Origin of the sequence: Nocardioides sp. YIM 152315 (assembly GCF_029210375.1) — a bacterium.
GTDB lineage: Bacteria > Actinomycetota > Actinomycetes > Propionibacteriales > Nocardioidaceae > Nocardioides.
This window is the reverse complement of the sequence record NZ_JARGER010000038.1, coordinates 116,736-134,989: the sequence shown is the minus strand read 5'-3', so window position 1 is coordinate 134,989 and position 18,254 is coordinate 116,736. Positions and strand designations below refer to the sequence as shown.

Here is an 18,254-nt window from a genome sequence, read left to right as displayed (position 1 = left end):
CTGGGGGCCGCCGATGACGAACGAGAAGGTGCTCTTCCTCGGACCGGCCGACGCTCCGTTGCGCGCGTGGCTGCAGGCCCAGGGCAACGAGGTCGTCCAGACCGAGGCCGCGGTGTCGGCCGACGTCATCGCCGACGCAGGGTTCACGTTCCTCGTCAGCCACGGATACCGGCACATCCTCCGGCGCGACGTGCTCGAGCTGTTCGCCGGCAGGGCGGTGAACCTGCACATCTCCTACCTGCCGTGGAACCGCGGCGCGGACCCCAACCTGTGGAGCTTCGTCGACGACACCCCCAAGGGGGTGACCATCCATCGCATCGACGAGGGCGTCGACACCGGCGACATCCTCGTGCAGGAGGAGGTGCGTCTGGAGGTGGGCGACACGCTCGCCACGTCCTACGCGAAGCTGCAGAGCTCGATCCAGGACCTGTTCCGGCGGAGCTGGGAGCAGATCCGGACCGGTGAGCTGCCGGGCAGACCGCAGCCCGCCGGGGGATCCCGGCACCGGCTGCGGGACAGGGTCGCTCTCGCCGACCTGTTGGCCGACGGCTGGGACACTCCCGTCTCGACACTCAGGGGCCAGGGCCTGCCGGGCGGGGACGTCGGAGCGTCGCGATGAGGCTCGGCGTCATCACGCAGGCCCGGACGACCAGCACCCGACTGCCCGGCAAGGTGCTGCTGACCGCAGGCGGTCGGACGATGCTGGAGCACCACATCACTCGGCTGCAGGCGGCCGGACTTCCGGTGTACGTCGCCACCACGGCGAACGCGACCGACGACCCGATCGTCGAGGTCGCCGACGCCCTGGGCGCACCCGTTCACCGTGGCAGCGAGGACGACGTCCTCGAGCGCTACGCCGAGACGGTCGGGCGGTTCGCGCTCGAGACGGTCGTGCGCGTGACGTCCGACTGCCCCCTGATCGACGGTCGTCTGGTCGCGCGCGGAGTCGATGACTACGTCGCCGCCGGGAACGCGGATCTCTATCTGTCCAACACGCTCACGAGGAGCTATCCGCGCGGCTTCGACTTCGAGGTGTTCGATGCGGCCGCACTGCTCGAGGCGCATGCCCGGGCCGATCGCCCGGAGGAGCGCGAGCACGTCACGCCGTACCTCTACTCCGGCGACCGTCCCGTCCGCTCGGTGGCCAGACGCGAGGACGCCTCGGAGTATCGAGTCACGCTCGACACCCCGGCCGACTTCGAGATGATCCGCCGGTTGATCGAGGAGCACGACGCGTCGTCGCTCGACGCAGAGCAGATCATCGCCGTGCTGCGCGCGCACCCGGAGATCGCGGCGATCAACGCCCACGTCGAGCAGAAGAAGCTCGGCGAGCAGCGGTAGCGGAGACGCGCAAGAGCCACGGGCGGGGCCCGGCGCCGAATCCGTGCGCAGCACACTAGACTTGGCGGCCGTGTCCGTCCTCCAGCGCTCGAACCTGCTGATCACTGGAGGCACAGGCTCCTTCGGCAAGGCCTTCGTCCGCCACGCCCTCGACCACCTCGATCCCGCGCGCCTGGTCGTCTTCTCGCGCGACGAGCTGAAGCAGTACGAGATGCGCCAGCAGTTCGGCGACGACCCGCGACTGCGGTGGTTCATCGGCGACATCCGGGAGGAGCGCAGGCTCGAGCGCGCGATGCACGGCGTCGACTACGTCGTCCACGCCGCAGCCCTCAAGCAGGTCGACACGGCGGAGTACAACCCGTTCGAGTTCGTGAAGACCAACGTGCTCGGCAGCCAGAACGTCATCGAGGCGGCCATCGAGACGGGCGTGCGCAAGGTCGTCGCGCTCTCGACAGACAAGGCGTCGAGCCCGATCAACCTCTACGGCGCCACGAAGCTCACCGCAGACAAGCTCTTCATCTCCGGCAACCACTACGCCGCCCGCTACGAGACCCGCTTCGCCGTGGTGCGCTACGGCAACGTCGTGGGGAGCCGCGGGTCGGTGATTCCCTTCTTCCGACGCCTCGCCGAGGCGGGCGAGGCGCTGCCCGTCACCGACCTGCGCTGCACCCGGTTCTTCATCACGCTCGAGCAGGCCGTCCAGATGGTCGTCGACACCTTCGACCTCATGCAGGGCGGGGAGCTGTTGGTGCCGCGGATCTCGTCCATGAAGGTCACCGACCTGGCCCAGGCGATCGCGCCGGGCGCCGAGATGCGCGATGTGGGTCTGCGCCCCGGCGAGAAGCTGCACGAGGAGATGATCAGCCCCGAGGAGGGCCGGCGCGCGCTGGCCGTTCGCGACGGGCGGTACTTCGTGATCCAGCCCGACCTCGCGACCTGGGGATACCAGCCGCCGCCGGACGGCGTACCGGTGCCGCCCGGCTTCGCCTACCGGTCGGACACCAACGACCAGTGGTTCAGCCGCGACGAGATCGCGGCGATCCTCGCCACGGGTTGAGCCGGTGCTTCCCTACGGCAGGCAGTCGATCTCCGAGGCCGACATCGAAGCAGTGGTCGCCGTCCTCCGGAGCGACTGGCTGACGACCGGACCGCTGGTCGCCCAGTTCGAGCAGCGGGTGGGCGAGCTCAGCGGCGGGCACCGTGCCGTGTCGTGCACGTCGGGCACTGCGGCCCTGCACATCGCGTACGCCGCGGCGGGTGTCGGTCCCGGCGACGAGGTCGTCTGCACGCCCATGACGTTCGTGGCGTCTGCGTCCGCCGCGAGCATGCTCGGCGCCACCGTCGTCTTCGCCGACGTGGACCCCGCGACCGCCCTCCTCGACCCGGCGGCCGCCGCGGCCGCCGTCACGTCGCGCACGCGGGTCGTGACCGCCGTCGACTACGCAGGTCAGCCGGCTGCGTACGACGAGCTGCAGCCCGTTGCGGACTCGGTGGGAGCCCGCACCCTCGCCGATGCCGCTCACTCCGTCGGCGGCTCCGCGGGCGACCGACCCGTCGGCGATCTCGCGGACCTCACGACGTACTCCTTCTTCCCCACGAAGAACCTCACGACCGGCGAGGGAGGCGCGGTCGTGTGCAAGGACGCCGAGCTCGCCCAGCATGCTCACGAGTTCCACTTCATCGGGCTGGTGCGAGACCCCTCGCGGTTCCGGATCGTTGGCGAGGGGCCGTGGCACCAGGAGGTCCACGAGTTCGGGAGCAACTATCGCCTGACCGACATCGGCTGCGCCCTGGGTCTCTCGCAGCTGCTCAGGCTCGAGACCTTCAAGCGGCGCCGGGCCGAGATCGTCGCACGGTACGACGAGCTGCTCGGCGGCGTGCAGGGACTGGAGCCGCTGGGTCGCCGGGAGGACGTGGACCCGATGTGGCATCTCTACCCGGTGCGCATCCTCGACGGTCGGCGCGGGGAGGTGTACGAGAAGCTGCGCGCGGCCGGCATCGGGGTGCAGGTGAACTACATGCCGGTCTACTGGCACCCGGTCTACCAGGACCTCGGCTACCGGCGAGGGCTCTGCCCGAACGCCGAGGCCTTCTACGAGCAGGAGCTGTCGCTACCGCTCTTTCCCGATCTTCGCGACGACGACGTCGCGCGTGTGGCGGAGACGCTGACGCAGGCGCTGGCGTAGCGACCTGCGTGCCGGACGGGTCTGGGCAAGCCTGACCATCTGCGCCGCCACCCGGTGCGCGGCCCGCCCGTCGGCACCACCGACGTGGTAGTGCTCCAGGCGGCGAGCGAACCGGGCGAGCTGCCGGTCCCTGAGGTCCGGGTCCTCGATCAGCTCGCGCAGACGCACGGCAAGGGTGCCCGGGTCCGCCTCCACGACGCCCGCGGCGCCGTCGAAGGCGGGCGGCATCGGGAGCATCGCCGTGCCGGCCAGGTTGACCGCCGGCGTGCCGCAGAGCATCGCCTCGACGAGATAGTTCGAGTCCACGGCCACCAGCACGTCGGCCGCGACTGCCCACTGCGGCCCGTCCTCGGAGGTGTGGACGACGCGTGCCCGGGCCCCGCTCTCCGCGAGGATGCTCGCCAGGGCCTCCTCGCCGACGTCGCTGTTGCTGGGCCGGTCCTTCACGACGGCGCTGAAGCGGACGCCTCGTCGGTCGAGGTCGGCGCAGGCAGCGACGAAGGCTGCGAGGGCGCGCCGATGGGCGTCGCCGGTGTCGAGCGCGGTGAGGTGTGCCGACCACGTCGTGCCGAAGACCACGACCGGCAGGTCGTGCTCCAGGCCGTGCTTCGCGAGGAGCTGCGTGCGCAGGGCGTCTCGGTCTTGCCGCATCGAGGCGTAGTCGTCCCAGGCGGGATTGCCGGTCGCGACGATCCGTGCCGGATCGATGCCCAGGTCCAGGTAGCCCTCGGCGCCGCGCGGGCCGTAGACGGCGAGGACGTCGGTCAGCAGGTGCGCATGCACGGTGTAGGGGTCGACGAGCGCCAGCGAATGGGCGACGTGCAGGCTTGGCACCTGCCGCTTCCGGGCCCACGCGGCCGCGGTCTTGGACAGGGGGATGACGTCCTCGGTCGTCACGAAGAGGCGGATGTCATGAGCCGTCCACGCAGCGTTGAGGGCATCCAGCAGCTCCACGGCCGGCGGGACCTCGGCCCCGACGCGTTGACGCACGATCCTCCGGACGGTGTCGACGTCGCCCTCCCCGATCACACCGCTGGAGGACCAGTCCGAGCCCCGGATCTGGGCCCTGAGGGCTCCGAGCACCTTGCGTGCCTCTCGGTCTCGGGCGTATCCGGGTGGCAGGAGCTCCTCCAGGACGACCACCGCGCACCCCCGGGCCGCGGCGATCTGCTCGAGCCGCTCGTAGCAGTAGGCGCGCGGCGCGATGACGGTGTCGACGGGGAACTGCGCCAGGAACTCGTCCAGGGCACCGAGGTGCTTGTCCCAGAGGTAGCTGATGACGGCGGTCGGTCGCATCACCGCTCCTCGTCGAAGAGCCGGAAGTGCTGCTCGAGCAGGTCGGCGACCAGGTGGTAGTCGACTGCGTGGGTCGTGTCCACGCCGCGCCGGAACCGCGCCGGTCGGCCGCGGGGCCAGTCACGCACGAAGCTGGTGACCGCGTCGTCGATGTCGTGGGCGCGGCGCCAGGTCAGGTACTCGTCGGAGCGGGCCGGGCCCAGCACCTCCGTTGCGCCGAGCGTAGGGACGAGCCGCTGGGCCGCGTCGAGGAGCGCGAAACCGAGATAGCGCGCGTGCGCCGGCTCGAGGAGTCGGTCGAGCTCCGCTCGCAGCTCGCCGGACAGGGCAGGCTCGTCGCCGCTCCCCTCGCGTCGGAGCCAGGCCTGGTTGGACTCAGGGTCGCGGCGCTTCTCCACCACGATCATCATTCGGTGGGTGACGACGGTCGGAAGCCTGGCCACGACCGCACGTTCGAGGAACAGCACCAGCCCGGTCAGGCCGGGATCCTCGGGCAGCCACGACAGCGTGCGCCGCCATCGGTGGGTGCGTTCGAGAGCGGCGAGGTGCGAGAGCTCCGGCTCCGGGCCCCCGAGCAGCGCGCCGTACGGCACGACGTCGACGATCGCCAGGTCGGCGGTCTCGGCAGCGGCCGCCAGCTCGGCGGGGGAGACGAGGCCTCGGAGCCGGCGCGCGCGGCGTACCGCAGACGCGCTGGAGTGACCGCGGGCGCGGACCACCGCGTCCAGGTGGTCGCGCGAGAGCGCGTCGACGATCAACCGACCGGACGCGGGCAGCCGTCCGGCCAGCTTCGCCAGCTCGGCGGGCCAGCGGCGCCGGCCGACCAGCGTGCCTCGTTCCACCGGGCGGCCGGTCGCGGAATGGCGGGCGACGATGTCGGCTTCGATCGCCTCGGCGAGGCCGGCCAGCTCCGGAAGCACGGCGTCATGGTCCCACAGGGCCTGAGCCGTCTCGATCGCGGCCGGCTCGGGCCCGGCCGTCGAAGACAGGCGGAGCGCGTGCCCAGCATTCGGGACCGGCTGACGCATGTTGAGACGCGGCAGGGTAGTGTTCTCACCAGCTCATCCAGAGGGACTGAGGGATACGGCCCGAAGACGTCCCGGCAACCGCCACGAGCCTCCGCCCCCGGCAGACCAGCCGGTCGCGGTTCGTGGAAACGGTGCCAATTCCGCCCGGCGCGACCGTCGCAGCCGGGGAAGATGAGAAGGAGGAATCCATGAGCGCCGTCGTCATCGAGAAGTCCACCACCCTGCGCGAGGGCGCGTTCGGGAACGCCAAGGCGCTGTCGTGCCGCGAGTGCGGCCACCACGTGGAGCTCGGCCCCCACTACGCGTGTCCGGAGTGCTTCGGTCCGCTGGAGATCGCCTACGACTTCGGCACCGTCACCCGCGAGCAGATCGAGGCGGGCCCGCGGAACATCTGGCGCTACAAGGCGCTGCTGCCGGTCCCCGACGACATCGAGACCAGCCCCAACACCGAGCCCGGCTTCACCCGCCTGCTCAAGGCCGACAACCTCGCGGCCGAGCTCGGCATCGCGAACCTGTGGGTCAAGGACGACTCGACCAACCCCACGAACTCCTTCAAGGACCGCGTCGTGGCCTGCGCGCTGAGCGCCGCCCGCGAGCTCGGCGCCAAGGTCTTCGCCTGCCCCTCGACCGGCAACCTCGCGAACGCCGTGGCCGCGGCGGGCGCCCGCGCCGGCATCAAGACGGTCGTCTTCATCCCGCGCAACCTCGAGCAGCCCAAGCAGGTCAACTCGGCCGTCTTCACCGAGTCGCTGGTCGCCGTCAACGGCAACTACGACGACGTCAACAAGCTCGCCTCCGAGATCGCGGGCGAGGAGGACGGCTGGGCGTTCGTCAACGTCAACGTCCGCCCGTTCTACGCCGAGGGCTCCAAGACGCTCGGCTACGAGATCGCCGAGCAGCTCGGCTGGCGGCTGCCCGACCAGATCGTCATCCCGGTCGCGAGCGGGTCTCAGCTGACCAAGGTGCACAAGGCCTTCCAGGAGCTGATCAGGCTCGGCCTCGTCGAGGACAGGCCCTACAAGGTCTTCGGCGCCCAGGCCGAGGGGTGCTCGCCGGTGTCGGTCGCCTACAAGGCCGGCGTCGACGCGATCCGCCCGGTCAAGCCCGACACGATCGCCAAGAGCCTGGCGATCGGCAACCCGGCCGACGGCATCTACGTGCTCGACATCTGCCGCCAGACGGGCGGGGCCGTCGAGGACGTCACCGACGACCAGGTCCGCGAGGGCATCGTGCTCCTGGCCCGCACCGAGGGCATCTTCACCGAGACCGCGGGCGGCACGACCATCGCCGTGCTCAGGAAGCTCGTCGAGACCGGCCAGCTCGATCCCGACCTCGAGACCGTCGCGATCAACACCGGCCACGGCCTGAAGACGCTCGACGCCATCTCCGGGTCCGTGGGCCCGGCTGCGACGATCGACCCGACGTACGCCGCCTTCGCCGCCACCGGCCTCGGTGGTTGAGGAGGATGCACAGCAACCGTCTCGACACCAACTGACCCCCAGAGGAGCCCGCATGTCCGTCTCGGTCCGGATCCCGACCATCCTGCGCACCTACACCGGTGGCGAGTCGGAGGTGAGCGCCAACGGGGGCACCCTCGCCGAGGTGCTCGACGACCTCGACGCCAACTTCAGCGGCATCAAGGGCCGGATCCTCGACGAGGGCGGTGAGCTGCGCCGCTTCGTCAACGTCTACGTCGGCAACGACGACGTGCGCTTCCTCGACAACCTGGCCACGCCGACGCCGGACGGCACGCAGATCTCCGTCATCCCGGCGGTGGCCGGCGGCTGAGCGCCCCGGCTACAGCTGTGCGCGGCGCTCGATGAGGTGCGCTCGCTCGGCGAGGTTCGAGCAGCGGCCGATGGCTTCGTCGTACGCCGTGCCCGCCTCGGCCGCCCGGCCGGCCCGGGCCAGCAGCTCGGCGCGGACGGCCGGGAGCCGGTGGCCCGGCAGCACCAGCCCGTCGAGGGCGGCGAGGCCCGCCGCGGCGTCGGACGACTCGGCGATCGCGACCGCGCGGTTGAGCCGGACGACCGGGGAGTCGGCCAGCGCGAGCAGCTCGTCGTAGCGCCGCACCACCCGGTCCCACGCGGTCTCCGCCGCCGTCGGGGCGATGGCGTGCTCGGCGGCGATCAGCGCCTGGAGGAGGTACGGCGAGGGCGGCGCGCCGACCCACGGCCGCAGCACCTCGAGCGCCTCCGCGACCTCGTCCGCGTGCCAGCGGGTCCGGTCCTGGTCGGGCAGCAGCACCAACCGGCCGTCGACGACCCGGGCGTCGCGACGGGAGTGCTGGAGCAGCATCAGCGCGAGCAGCGAGTCGACCTCGACGTCGTCGTACGGGACCACCGAGCGCAGCACCCGGAAGAGCCGGATGGCCTCGCCGGCGAGCTCGGCGCGCAGCACGTCCGGTCCGGATCCGGGCGCGTACCCCGACGTGAAGGCGAGGTAGGCGACGTCGGCGACGACGCCGAGGCGAGGAGCGAGGTCGGTGGGGATCACGAAGGACTCGCCGGCCAGCCGCTTGCGGGCCCGGGTCAACCGGGCCGCCATCGTCGGCGTCGGCACGAGGAAGAGTCGCGCGACGTCCTCCGTGGGCACGCCCAGCACCAGCCGCAGGGTCAGCGCCGCCGCCGACTCGGGTGCCAGCGAGGGGTGGGCGCACAGCAGCACCAGCCGCAGCCGCTCGTCGAGCGGCACGGAGCCGTCGTCGGCCATGACCCGTTGCGCCTCCTCCTGCAGGGACGTCTCGACGGCGAGCAGAGGCAGCTTCCGTGCGGCGACGGCCTCGGACCGCAGCCGGTCCACGACCCGGCGCCGGGCGGCGGTGAGCAGCCAGGCGGGCGGGTTCGAGGGCGGGTCGTCGCCCCAGGTGCGCGCCGCGGCCTCGAAGGCGTCGGCGAGTCCGTCCTCGGCCAGGTCGAGGCGTCGGTACTGCGCGACGAGCAGGGCCAGCAGCCGGCCCCACTCCTCGCGCAGGAGGTGCTCGGTCGGGGTCAGACCGGCACCTCGAGGACCGGGCGGACCTCGACGGTGTACTCCCGCGGCAGCAGCGCGGCGAGCTCGACCGCGACCTCCGTCGAGTCGACGTCGATGACGTAGAAGCCGCCGATCTGCTCGACGGTCTCGGCGAACGGTCCGTCCGTCACCGGCCGGCCGTCGCCTGGCCGCACGGTGCGGGCGGTCTCGGGCCGCGAGAGCGCCTCGCCACCGACGACCGAGCCTCGCCTGGCGACGGCCGCGTCGAACGCCTCGAAGTCCGCGACGACCCGGGCGCGATGCTCCTCGGAGGCGGCGTCCCAGTTGGCGAAGTGGTCGGCCTCGGACATCAGCAGCACGAACCTCATGACGTCGGGCCGTCCGCGCCGCCCACGGCCGCGCGCACCTCGACGGGTCCGTCGCCGTCGGCGAGGACTCCGCAGACCTCGAGCAGGTCGTCGAGGTCGTCGCTCTCGACGACGTAGAAGCCGGTGAGCTGCTCGACGGTCTCGGCGTACGGTCCCTCCGTCACGGCGATGCCGGAGTCGGTACGACGGACCTGCCGGGCCTCGCGCGAGTGCGTGAGCTCGGCGCCGCCGGTGATCGTGTGCCCGCGCTCGGCGAGCAGCCGGGCGAACTCGCCGTGCCTGGCGTAGACGTCGGCGCGGACCTGCTCGGAGGCGGACTCCCAGGTGCTCTCGTCACCCGGGAGCAGGAGGACGTAGGTGGTCATGACGGGTTTCCTCTCGTCGACGGCTTTGAGTCTGACACCGCGATGACGGGCGGGGACCGCGGAAATCGACGGGACCTCCTTGACAGGCGGTGCCGCAGACCGCAGAGTGAGCGGTGGGAACGCTCCCATCAACCACGACGCGACGAGGGGTGGACCGCGCGATGGCCTCGCAACGGCGTGGGGGAGCGCTCGCCCGGGACCTCGGTCCGGGGACGAGCCCCGACGTGCGGCGGGCCCGGGGACTCCTCGACGGCCCGGGCCCGCCGTTCGCACGTCGGTTCGCGCCTCGGGGGCGCGCCGCCGTCGGCATACTGACGCCATGACCCGGCCGCTGCGCTCCCGCCCCACCCTCGAGGAGGTCGCCGCGCGAGCCGGGGTCGGCCGAGGCACCGCGTCCCGCGTGATCAACGGCGGGGAGAAGGTGTCCGAACGCGCGCGCCTGGCGGTGCAGCAGGCGATCGACGAGCTCGGCTACGTGCCGAACGCCGCGGCCCGCGCCCTGGTCACCCGGCGCACCGACGCGATCGCCCTGGTCATCGCCGAGTCCGAGGAGCGGGTGTTCGGTGAGCCGTTCTTCGCCGGCGTCATCCGCGGCATCGGCTCGGCGCTGGCCGAGGCGGACCGGCAGCTGATCCTCGTGCTCGCGCAGGCCTCGCGCCGGCGCGGTGCACTCGACGAGTACCTCACCCGCCAGCACGTCGACGGGGTGCTGCTCCTGTCGCTCCACGACGACGACGAGCTGCCCGCGCGGATCCGGGCCCACGGCGTACCCCTCGTGGTGGGCGGGCGCGCCGGCGCCGAGGTCGATCACGACTTCGTCGACGTCGACAACGTCCAGGGCGCGCGGCTGGCGGTCGAGCACCTGCTCGGCCTCGGGCGTCGCCACGTCGCCACCATCGCCGGTCCGTCCGACATGGTCGCGGGCCACTCGCGCTACGAGGGGTACGCCGACGCGATCGCCGCCGCCGGGGTGCCGGTCGAGGAGCGCCTCGTCGCGCGCGGCGACTTCGGGCAGGCGAGCGGTGAGGAGGCGATGCGCGCGCTGCTCGCGGGCGGCGCGGTCGACGCCGTCTTCTGTGCCAACGACCTGATGGCCGCCGGGGCGCTGCGGGCACTCGGCGAGGCCGGCCTGAAGGTGCCCGAGGACGTCGCGGTCGTCGGCTTCGAGGACGCCCCGATCGCCCAGTCGACGACCCCGCCGCTCACGACCGTGCACCAGTCCCCCGAGCAGATGGGGCGAGAGATGGTGGCCGTGGTGCTCGCGGCGACCCGCGAGCCCGGTACGCCGCAGCCGGGCCGGATGCTGCCGACGCATCTCGTGGTCCGGGGCAGCGCCTGAGTCGGTAGCCTCGCCCGGTGACGCGCGCGCTCCTCGCCACCTTCAACCTCATGCCCGACGGCGAGCCCGGCGGTGACCTGCTCCTCGCCGCCCTGGCCGAGCGCGGCGTGGACGCGGCCTGGGCGTGCTGGGACGACCCGGCCGTCGACTGGGGCGCTGCCGACGTGGTCGCCGTACGCAGCACCTGGGACTACCACCGGCGCTGCGCCGAGTTCCTGGCCTGGGCGCGGTCGGTGCACGAGGAGACGCGCCTGCTCAACGGCGCGGACGTCTTCGCGTGGAACGCGGACAAGTCCTACCTCACCGACCTCGGCGACGTGCCCGTCGTCCCCACGATCCTGCTCGACGACCGCACGCTCGTCGCCGGGCTCGAGGCCGCCGTCGCCCGGTGGGGCACCGTCGTCATCAAGCCCGCGATCGGTGCCAGCGGCGTCGGCGTGGTGGTCGCGCGGGGGATCGACGACGCCGCGCTCGAGGGGCTGACCGCGGCGCCGTGGCTGGTGCAGCCCCTGGTCGGGTCGGTGCGCACGCAGGGCGAGATCTCGGTCTGCGTCCTCGACGGGCGGGCGGTCTCCCGCTTCGACAAGCTCCCGGCCGGCGGCGAGATCCGCGTGCACGAGTTCTACGGCGGCGCGACCCGCCCCGGGGTCCTGGACGAGGTGACGACCCGGCTCGCCGAGCGGGCCGTCGCGTCCACCGCGGAGCGACTGGACGCCGACCTCGCCTACGCCCGCGTCGACCTCATGGAGTACGACGGGCGGTTGGTCGTCAGCGAGCTGGAGCTGATCGAGCCGGGGCTCTACCTCGGCGTCGCGCCCGACAACGCCGCGCCGTTCGCCGACCTCGTCGTCGAGCGGGCGGGGCGGCGACCCTGAGCCGCGCCCGCTGCTTGCACTCGCCAGGGTCGAGTGCTAAACATGACGCTGGCACTCTCGACCCGAGAGTGACAAACCGGAACGGCGACGTTGAGGCTCCGTGCGCCGGCGAGAAAGGGTTCGCCGGGTCCAGCGGGGGCCGTCCGTCGCGGGCAACCCGCCGCCCCGGTCCACGTACTCAGCATGCGAAGGAATCGCAGGAGTTATGCCGAAGCTGATTGCATTCGACGAGGAGGCCCGGCGCGGTCTCGAGCGTGGCATGAACACGCTCGCCGACGCCGTCAAGGTCACCCTCGGTCCCAAGGGCCGCAACGTCGTGCTCGAGAAGAAGTGGGGCGCCCCCACGATCACCAACGACGGTGTGAGCATCGCCAAGGAGATCGAGCTCGAGGACCCCTACGAGAAGATCGGCGCCGAGCTGGTCAAGGAGGTCGCCAAGAAGACCGACGACGTGGCCGGTGACGGCACCACCACGGCGACGGTCCTGGCCCAGGCGATGGTCCGCGAGGGCCTGCGCAACGTGGCCGCGGGTGCGAACCCGATGGGCCTCAAGCGGGGCATCGAGGCCGCCGTGTCCGCCGTGTCCGAGCAGCTGCTCGGCATGGCCAAGGACGTCGAGACCAAGGAGCAGATCGCGTCCACCGCGAGCATCTCCGCCGCCGACACCACCGTCGGCGAGATCATCGCCGAGGCGATGGACAAGGTCGGCAAGGAAGGCGTCATCACCGTCGAGGAGTCGAACACCTTCGGGCTCGACCTCGAGCTCACCGAGGGCATGCGCTTCGACAAGGGCTACATCTCGGCGTACTTCGTCACCGACCCGGAGCGCATGGAGACGGTCCTCGAGGACCCCTACATCCTCATCGCGAACCAGAAGGTCTCGTCGGTCAAGGACCTGCTCCCGCTGCTGGAGAAGGTCATGCAGTCGGGCAAGCCGCTGCTGATCCTGTCCGAGGACGTCGACGGCGAGGCGCTGTCCACGCTGGTCGTCAACAAGATCCGCGGCACCTTCAAGTCCGTCGCCGTCAAGGCCCCGGGCTTCGGTGACCGCCGCAAGGCCATGCTGCAGGACATCGCGATCCTCACCGGCGGCCAGGTCATCTCGGAGGAGGTCGGCCTCAAGCTGGAGTCGACCGGCATCGAGCTGCTCGGCCAGGCCCGCAAGGTCGTCATCACCAAGGACGAGACCACCATCGTCGAGGGTGCGGGCGACGCCGACCAGATCGCCGGTCGCGTCAACCAGATCCGTGCGGAGATCGAGAAGTCGGACTCCGACTACGACCGCGAGAAGCTCCAGGAGCGCCTCGCCAAGCTGGCCGGCGGCGTGGCCGTCATCAAGGTCGGCGCGGCCACCGAGGTCGAGCTCAAGGAGCGCAAGCACCGCATCGAGGACGCCGTTCGCAACGCGAAGGCGGCCGTCGAGGAGGGCATCGTCGCCGGCGGCGGCGTCGCCCTGGTGCAGGCGTCGGCGACGGCGTTCGACAAGCTCGACCTGTCGGGCGACGAGGCCGTCGGTGCCAACATCGTGCGTCTCGCGACCGAGGCCCCGCTCAAGCAGATCGCGATCAACGCCGGTCTCGAGGGTGGTGTCGTCGCGGAGAAGGTGAAGAACCTGACCCCCGGTCACGGTCTCAACGCCGCCTCCGGCGAGTACGTCGACATGATCGGCGAGGGCATCATCGACCCGGCCAAGGTGACCCGCAGCGCGCTGCAGAACGCCGCCTCCATCGCGGCGCTCTTCCTCACCACCGAGGCGGTCGTGGCCGACAAGCCGGAGAAGGCCGCGCCCATGGGCGGCGACCCGACCGGCGGCATGGGCGGCATGGACTTCTGATTCCCGCTCTCGTAGCAACACCCGAACGGCCCCGGTCTCCTGGACCGGGGCCGTTCGGCCGTTTCGGGACCATCGACCGTTGGCAGCGGCCCCCCGGTGCGGCACCGCGGACGTCATGTGCGAGCACTGCGGCCGCCGGGAGGTCGAGCCGATCGCTGGGCTGATGGACGAGGCGCACCACGTCCGGCTGACGTCGACCGCCCGCCTGTGGATGAGAGGTCGCGTTGGGGCAGAGCGTGACCGAGCCTTGAGGGCATGGACCCGAGGAGGCACCATGAGTTCCATGACCGCCGCGACCGGACTGCCGCCGGGTGGCCCGTTCGCGCTTCCCTGGGGGCGGCCGCTGACGGCGGCCGATCTCGAGACGATGCCCGATGACGGGCACCGCTACGAGCTCGTCGACGGGGTGCTGATCGTGACGCCGTCGCCGCTCGTGCCACATCAGCGGGTCGTCGGCAACCTGCATGTCCTGCTGCGCGCGGCCTGCACCGATGACCTCGAGGTGATGCTCGCCCCGCTCGACATCACCGTGTCGGACTCCACGGTCCTCCAGCCCGACATCCTGGTCGCTGCGCGCACCAAGCTCGCCGGGCGAAAGATGGTGGGCCTCCCCGTGCTGGCGGTCGAGGTGCTCTCCCGCAGCACCCGCCTGATCGACCTCAACCTCAAGCGCGCCGCCTTCGAGCGGGCCGCGGTCACGTCGTACTGGGTGGTCGACCCCGACCGGCCGTCCCTCACCGCCTGGCGGCTCTCGGACGGCGCGTACGTCGAGGTCGCGACGGTGGCCGGCGAGGAGGTCTGGCGCAGCGAGCTGCCGTTCCCGCTCGCGGTCAGCCCGGCGACGCTCGTCCGGTGAGCCACCGGCCGAGGTGCCAGAGCATCGCCGCGAAGACGATCACGCCGGCCGTGAACGCCACCCACAGCTCGGCGCCCGCGATGTCGCTGACCAGCGGCAGCGAGTCGGCCTCACCCAGGTAGATCCCGCCGGCGGCGTACATGCCGAGCGGGAAGACCATGCTCCACAGGGTCGGCTCGTAGCGCAGCGGGAGGCGCCGGACGACGTGGCGCCACCAGCCGGCGGCCACGAGCACCGGGATCAGCCACGTCGCGAACGCCCAGCACACCACCGACAGGCCCGCGATCAGGCCGCGCGTGGCGGCGACCATCGGCGTGTCCGCCATCTCGACGATGCGGGCACCGGCGAGCACGGTGATCGCGAGGGCGCCCATCGCCACCCAGTACGGCGGGTTGAGCTCCTCGGGCCCGAAGTCGTAGAGCATCAGGCGCAGGGTCACCACCACACCCGTGGCGGCGTAGAGGAACACGCCGACCGACCACGCGAGCACCGCCAGCAGCGCGAGGGCCGACCGTCCGGTCGTGACGTGGGGCTCCAGCGTCGCGGCCGCCGTCGCCACCGACTGGGTGCCCACCGTCCAGATGAACCAGGTGCCGTTGGCGGTCGCCACCACGGGCCGCTCCTGCCGCCCGAGCACCGCCGTCCACGGCACGACGTACCCCAGCACCAGCCAGGCCGTGCCCGCGAGGGCGAGCAGCACGGCGGTCGCGGTGTAGTGGCCGTCGAGCCCGAGCCGGACGCCGAGCACGTTGGTGCCGGCGACGAACGTGAAGTAGCCGAAGCCGCGCCGGGGGTCGACGAAGTCGTCGACGGCCGCGTGCCGGAAGGCGACGAACCGCCACGCGGTGAGGGACAGCAGCACGACGAAGGCGGTCACGCAGATCGCCAGCAGCACCGACGACAGGGTCCGGTGGCCCTGCAGCGCCATCCCCACCGAGAGGATGCCGCTGGCCATGACGAGGGCGAAGTAGCCGGGCGTCAGGCCCTCGACGCCGGAGCGGAGGCGGTCGCGGAGCACGGACACGGCTGCACGGTACCGGGCGGGGTCGTGTGGTGCGGTGTGTGAGGCTGGGTGCGTGGACGAGAGCCGACGCGAGCGCTTCGAGGAGATCGCGCCGGGGCTCGTCGAGCCGCTGCGGCGCTACCTCGCCCGGCGTACCGATCCCGACACCGCCGAGGACGTCCTGGCCGAGACCCTGCTGGTCTGCTGGCGGCGGGTGGGCGAGCTGCCGGATCCGCCTTTGCCCTGGGCGTACGCCGTGGCGGCCAACTGCCTGCGCAACGCCGAGCGCACCGCGCGGAGGCAGTGGCGCGTGGCCGCGAAGGTGGCGGCGCTGGACCCGCCCCGCCCCTCCGGCATCGAGCCGGGGGAGGGCGACCCCGACCTGACCGCGGCGATGTCCCGCCTGCGCGCTGGCGACGCGGAGCTCCTGCGCCTGTGGGCGTGGGAGCAGCTGACACCGGCAGAGATCGCGACGGTGCTCGGCATCTCGGCGAACGCCGCCAGCATCCGGCTGCACCGCGCCCGCGAGCGACTGCGCGGGCAGCTGCGAAAGACCGGGACGTGGTCCGGACATGAGGAGTCGAGAGAGGGGAGGACACCGTGACCGACGACGAGCTGCTCGCGCGGCTGCGCGCCGCCGACCCGGCGACCTCCCTCCCGCCGGCCGACCCCGAGGGGACGGCCCGACTCGTGGAGGACGTCATGAGCACCGAGCTGACCACCGAGAACCGCGAGACCGGCACCCGTCAGCGCAGCCCCCTCACGTGGGCGGTCGCTGCGGCCGCGGTCCTGGTGATCGCCGGTGCCGGGTTCCTCGGACTGCGTGCGGTGACCGACGACGGCTCCGCGCCGACCGACGCCGGCCAGGCGGCGCCGTCGGCCACCCACCTCACGGTGTCCGACGACGTGGGGGCCGGGAAGTGCATGGTCCCGACCGCCGACGTGCTGGGCCGCGCCGACGTCGCGTTCGACGGCACCGTCACGGCCGTCGACGGCGACCTGGTGACGCTGACGCCGACGCACTGGTACGCCGGCGACCCGACCGACGAGGTCACCGTGACCGCCCCCAGCGTGCAGATGCAGCGGGTCGCGTCCGCGGTCAGCTTCGAGCAGGGCGGTCGCTACCTGGTCTCGGCCGTCGACGACCAGGTCAGCCTCTGCGGCTTCTCCGCGGCGTACGACGACGACCTGGCCGCGGTCTACCAGCAGGCCTTCGGCTGACGGACTCCACCTCGCGGACTCCGCCCGACAGAATGGGTCCGTGACCGTCCACGGCATCCTGCTCGCGGCCGGGGCCGGACGACGCATGGGCCGGCCCAAGGCGCTGGTGCGCGCCGACGACGGCGAGCCGTGGCTGGTCCGCGGCGTCCGGGCGCTGCGCGACGGAGGCTGCGACCGGGTCGACGTCGTGCTCGGCGCGCGGGCCGAGGAGGCGCTCCCGCTGCTCGACGGCACCGGGGCCGTGGCCGTCGTCGCCGCCGACTGGGCCTCAGGGATGTCGGCGTCGCTGCGGGTCGGGCTGTCGTCGGTCGAGGCCACCGACGCGGTCGCGGCGGTCGTCACGCTCGTCGACCTTCCCGACGTCGGCGCCGACGTCGTCCGCCGGCTCCTGGCCGACCCGCCCGACGCCGGCACGCTGCGGCGCGCGGCGTACGACGGCCGGCCCGGCCACCCCGTCGTCCTCGGGCGCGCGCACTGGGCGGCGGTCGCCGGCGGCGCGACCGGTGACCGGGGGGCCCGTGACTACCTCGCCACCCGGACGGTGGAGGAGGTGGAGTGCGGCGACCTCGCGGGCGGGCGCGACGTCGACACGATTGGCGGCTGAGGTCGTGGGTACGTGACCTCATATGAGCACTCCCGTACTCGGAACGGTTCGCTCGACGATCGCCGCCGGCGCAGTGGGGGCGCTCCTGCTCAGCGGGGTCCCCGCCGCCGCGCAACCTGCGCCGGAGCACCGCAGCGCACCCGCAGCGGAGCGCGCCTCCGCGGTACGCATCGGCACCTTCAACATCAACGCGGGGCTGCCCCTGGACCGGTGGCGCCAGGCGGTGCAGGACTTCAGCGCGCTCGTCGACATCGGCGGCATCCAGGAGGCGGCCGGCAAGGACAAGGCGGCCGCGCTCCGGTCGATGCCCGGCATCGGCAGCTACGTGTCGCAGAGGTTCCTCCAGGAGCCGGTCTTCTGGAACCAGGACGCCTTCCGCCTGGTCAAGGGCCGGTCACCGAAGATCGCCGCAGGACGGAAGGTCGAGAGCAAGACCGGTCCCGGCCTGGTCCACCAGGCGGCCACGCTCGCGACCGTCGCCCGCCTGCGCAGCAGGACCAGCGGCGAGACGATCTCGGTCGTCAACGTGCACCTCCTCTCCGGATCGGTCAACGCGGGCAAGCCGCTGCCCGGCGTGCCGCGCCGGGTCGGCATGTACACGGACCAGGTGCGCAACCTCGGCAAGGTGGTGAAGAAGGAGAAGAAGTGGTCGGGTGGCCCGGTCTGGGTGGTGGGCGACTTCAACGTCAACTACGGCCGCGACAAGGTCGTGCGCAAGAAGAGGTTCGCCTTCTCGACCCTGCGCCGGCGCGACCTCGTCGCCTCCTGGGAGGCGCGCAAGGGCCAGCTCCAGCCGGGCCACGGCTCCGGCTCGCGCAGCGGCGCCTACCTCGACGTGATCTGGTCGACCCGGAAGGCGCGGTCGGTGGACGTGCGCCGCGACGAGCAGTTCCGCGTCTCCGACCACTTCCCGGTGGTCTCGGCGTACCGCGCTCCCTGAGCCGGACCTGGGCCGGACCTGGGCC

Annotated in this window: 20 protein-coding genes and 1 riboswitch; of the genes, 14 read left to right on the top strand and 6 right to left on the bottom strand. The window is 72.2% G+C overall.

Going from position 1 to position 18,254, the window contains the following annotated elements; all coding sequences use genetic code 11:
- The first annotated feature begins 13 nt into the window (after positions 1-13).
- From PZ894_RS15050 to PZ894_RS15035, 4 genes are all read left to right on the top strand, one after another.
- A complete protein-coding gene (locus PZ894_RS15050) occupies positions 14-619 on the top strand; it encodes a formyltransferase family protein (protein ID WP_275745998.1) in 606 nt (201 codons plus the stop codon).
- On the top strand, positions 616-1,341 hold the full coding sequence (locus PZ894_RS15045) for a glycosyltransferase family protein (protein ID WP_275745997.1): 726 nt from the start codon (positions 616-618) through the stop codon (positions 1,339-1,341). The genes PZ894_RS15050 and PZ894_RS15045 overlap by 4 nt, the downstream gene beginning before the upstream one ends.
- Positions 1,342-1,411: 70 nt before the next feature.
- Complete coding sequence (gene pseB, locus PZ894_RS15040) at positions 1,412-2,398, top strand: UDP-N-acetylglucosamine 4,6-dehydratase (inverting) (protein ID WP_275745996.1); 987 nt, start codon at positions 1,412-1,414, stop codon at positions 2,396-2,398.
- A 4-nt stretch (positions 2,399-2,402) separates the two neighbouring features.
- Complete coding sequence (locus PZ894_RS15035) at positions 2,403-3,527, top strand: DegT/DnrJ/EryC1/StrS family aminotransferase (protein ID WP_275745994.1); 1,125 nt, start codon at positions 2,403-2,405, stop codon at positions 3,525-3,527.
- Here PZ894_RS15035 and PZ894_RS15030 read toward each other — a convergent pair.
- Both PZ894_RS15030 and PZ894_RS15025 read right to left on the bottom strand, forming a co-directional pair.
- A complete protein-coding gene (locus tag PZ894_RS15030; RefSeq protein WP_275745992.1) occupies positions 3,453-4,823 on the bottom strand; it encodes a hypothetical protein in 1,371 nt (456 codons plus the stop codon). The two genes, PZ894_RS15035 and PZ894_RS15030, sit on opposite strands and share 75 nt — an antisense overlap.
- A complete protein-coding gene (locus PZ894_RS15025; RefSeq protein ID WP_275745990.1) occupies positions 4,823-5,851 on the bottom strand; it encodes a hypothetical protein in 1,029 nt (342 codons plus the stop codon). Before PZ894_RS15025 ends, PZ894_RS15030 begins: the two co-directional genes overlap by 1 nt.
- Positions 5,852-5,881: 30 nt before the next feature.
- A riboswitch (SAM riboswitch) is annotated at positions 5,882-6,029 on the top strand.
- Between the two features lie 10 nt (positions 6,030-6,039).
- Between PZ894_RS15025 and thrC the strand changes: the two genes are divergently transcribed.
- Entirely contained in the window at positions 6,040-7,311 is a 1,272-nt protein-coding gene (gene thrC, locus PZ894_RS15020) for a threonine synthase (RefSeq protein WP_275745989.1), read from the top strand.
- Between the two features lie 52 nt (positions 7,312-7,363).
- Complete coding sequence (locus PZ894_RS15015; RefSeq protein WP_275745986.1) at positions 7,364-7,639, top strand: MoaD/ThiS family protein; 276 nt, start codon at positions 7,364-7,366, stop codon at positions 7,637-7,639.
- Positions 7,640-7,648: 9 nt separating this feature from the next.
- Here PZ894_RS15015 and PZ894_RS15010 read toward each other — a convergent pair whose 3' ends face one another.
- Genes PZ894_RS15010 through PZ894_RS15000 form a run of 3 tightly spaced genes read right to left on the bottom strand, consistent with a single transcriptional unit; the run spans position 7,649 to position 9,557 of the window.
- Positions 7,649-8,794 carry a DUF6596 domain-containing protein gene (locus PZ894_RS15010; RefSeq protein WP_275746416.1) on the bottom strand — a complete coding sequence of 382 codons (1,146 nt, stop codon included), beginning with the start codon at positions 8,792-8,794 and terminating at the stop codon, positions 7,649-7,651.
- Positions 8,795-8,841: 47 nt separating this feature from the next.
- Positions 8,842-9,192, bottom strand: a complete 351-nt coding sequence (locus tag PZ894_RS15005; protein ID WP_275745985.1) for a YciI family protein — start codon at positions 9,190-9,192, stop codon at positions 8,842-8,844.
- The gene (locus PZ894_RS15000) at positions 9,189-9,557 is read right to left on the bottom strand and encodes a YciI family protein (protein WP_275745983.1); all 369 of its coding nucleotides are present in this window, start codon (positions 9,555-9,557) and stop codon (positions 9,189-9,191) included. Before PZ894_RS15000 ends, PZ894_RS15005 begins: the two co-directional genes overlap by 4 nt.
- A gap of 319 nt (positions 9,558-9,876) precedes the next feature.
- On the opposite strand from PZ894_RS15000, the gene PZ894_RS14995 reads away from it, so the two are divergent.
- The 4 genes from PZ894_RS14995 (at position 9,877) to PZ894_RS14980 (ending at position 14,461) form a co-directional block, all read left to right on the top strand.
- Complete coding sequence (locus tag PZ894_RS14995) at positions 9,877-10,896, top strand: LacI family DNA-binding transcriptional regulator (RefSeq protein ID WP_275745981.1); 1,020 nt, start codon at positions 9,877-9,879, stop codon at positions 10,894-10,896.
- 17 nt (positions 10,897-10,913) lie between these two features.
- The gene (locus PZ894_RS14990; RefSeq protein ID WP_275745980.1) at positions 10,914-11,771 is read left to right on the top strand and encodes a hypothetical protein; all 858 of its coding nucleotides are present in this window, start codon (positions 10,914-10,916) and stop codon (positions 11,769-11,771) included.
- 205 nt (positions 11,772-11,976) lie between these two features.
- Complete coding sequence (groL, locus tag PZ894_RS14985; RefSeq protein WP_275745978.1) at positions 11,977-13,605, top strand: chaperonin GroEL; 1,629 nt, start codon at positions 11,977-11,979, stop codon at positions 13,603-13,605.
- 274 nt (positions 13,606-13,879) lie between these two features.
- The gene (locus PZ894_RS14980; RefSeq protein WP_345799158.1) at positions 13,880-14,461 is read left to right on the top strand and encodes a Uma2 family endonuclease; all 582 of its coding nucleotides are present in this window, start codon (positions 13,880-13,882) and stop codon (positions 14,459-14,461) included.
- On the opposite strand, the gene PZ894_RS14975 is transcribed toward PZ894_RS14980, so the two are convergent.
- Entirely contained in the window at positions 14,436-15,485 is a 1,050-nt protein-coding gene (locus tag PZ894_RS14975) for a tellurite resistance/C4-dicarboxylate transporter family protein (RefSeq protein WP_275745976.1), read from the bottom strand. The two genes, PZ894_RS14980 and PZ894_RS14975, sit on opposite strands and share 26 nt — an antisense overlap.
- Positions 15,486-15,537: 52 nt before the next feature.
- Here PZ894_RS14975 and PZ894_RS14970 point away from each other — a divergent pair, with 52 nt between their 5' ends.
- Genes PZ894_RS14970 through PZ894_RS14955 form a run of 4 tightly spaced genes read left to right on the top strand, consistent with a single transcriptional unit; the run spans position 15,538 to position 18,229 of the window.
- A complete protein-coding gene (locus tag PZ894_RS14970; protein WP_275745975.1) occupies positions 15,538-16,068 on the top strand; it encodes a sigma-70 family RNA polymerase sigma factor in 531 nt (176 codons plus the stop codon).
- Positions 16,065-16,685 carry a hypothetical protein gene (locus PZ894_RS14965; RefSeq protein ID WP_275745974.1) on the top strand — a complete coding sequence of 207 codons (621 nt, stop codon included), beginning with the start codon at positions 16,065-16,067 and terminating at the stop codon, positions 16,683-16,685. Before PZ894_RS14970 ends, PZ894_RS14965 begins: the two co-directional genes overlap by 4 nt.
- Positions 16,686-16,725: 40 nt before the next feature.
- Positions 16,726-17,289, top strand: a complete 564-nt coding sequence (locus tag PZ894_RS14960) for a nucleotidyltransferase family protein (RefSeq protein WP_275745973.1) — start codon at positions 16,726-16,728, stop codon at positions 17,287-17,289.
- A gap of 22 nt (positions 17,290-17,311) precedes the next feature.
- The gene (locus PZ894_RS14955; RefSeq protein ID WP_275745972.1) at positions 17,312-18,229 is read left to right on the top strand and encodes an endonuclease/exonuclease/phosphatase family protein; all 918 of its coding nucleotides are present in this window, start codon (positions 17,312-17,314) and stop codon (positions 18,227-18,229) included.
- Positions 18,230-18,254: the final 25 nt, after the last annotated feature.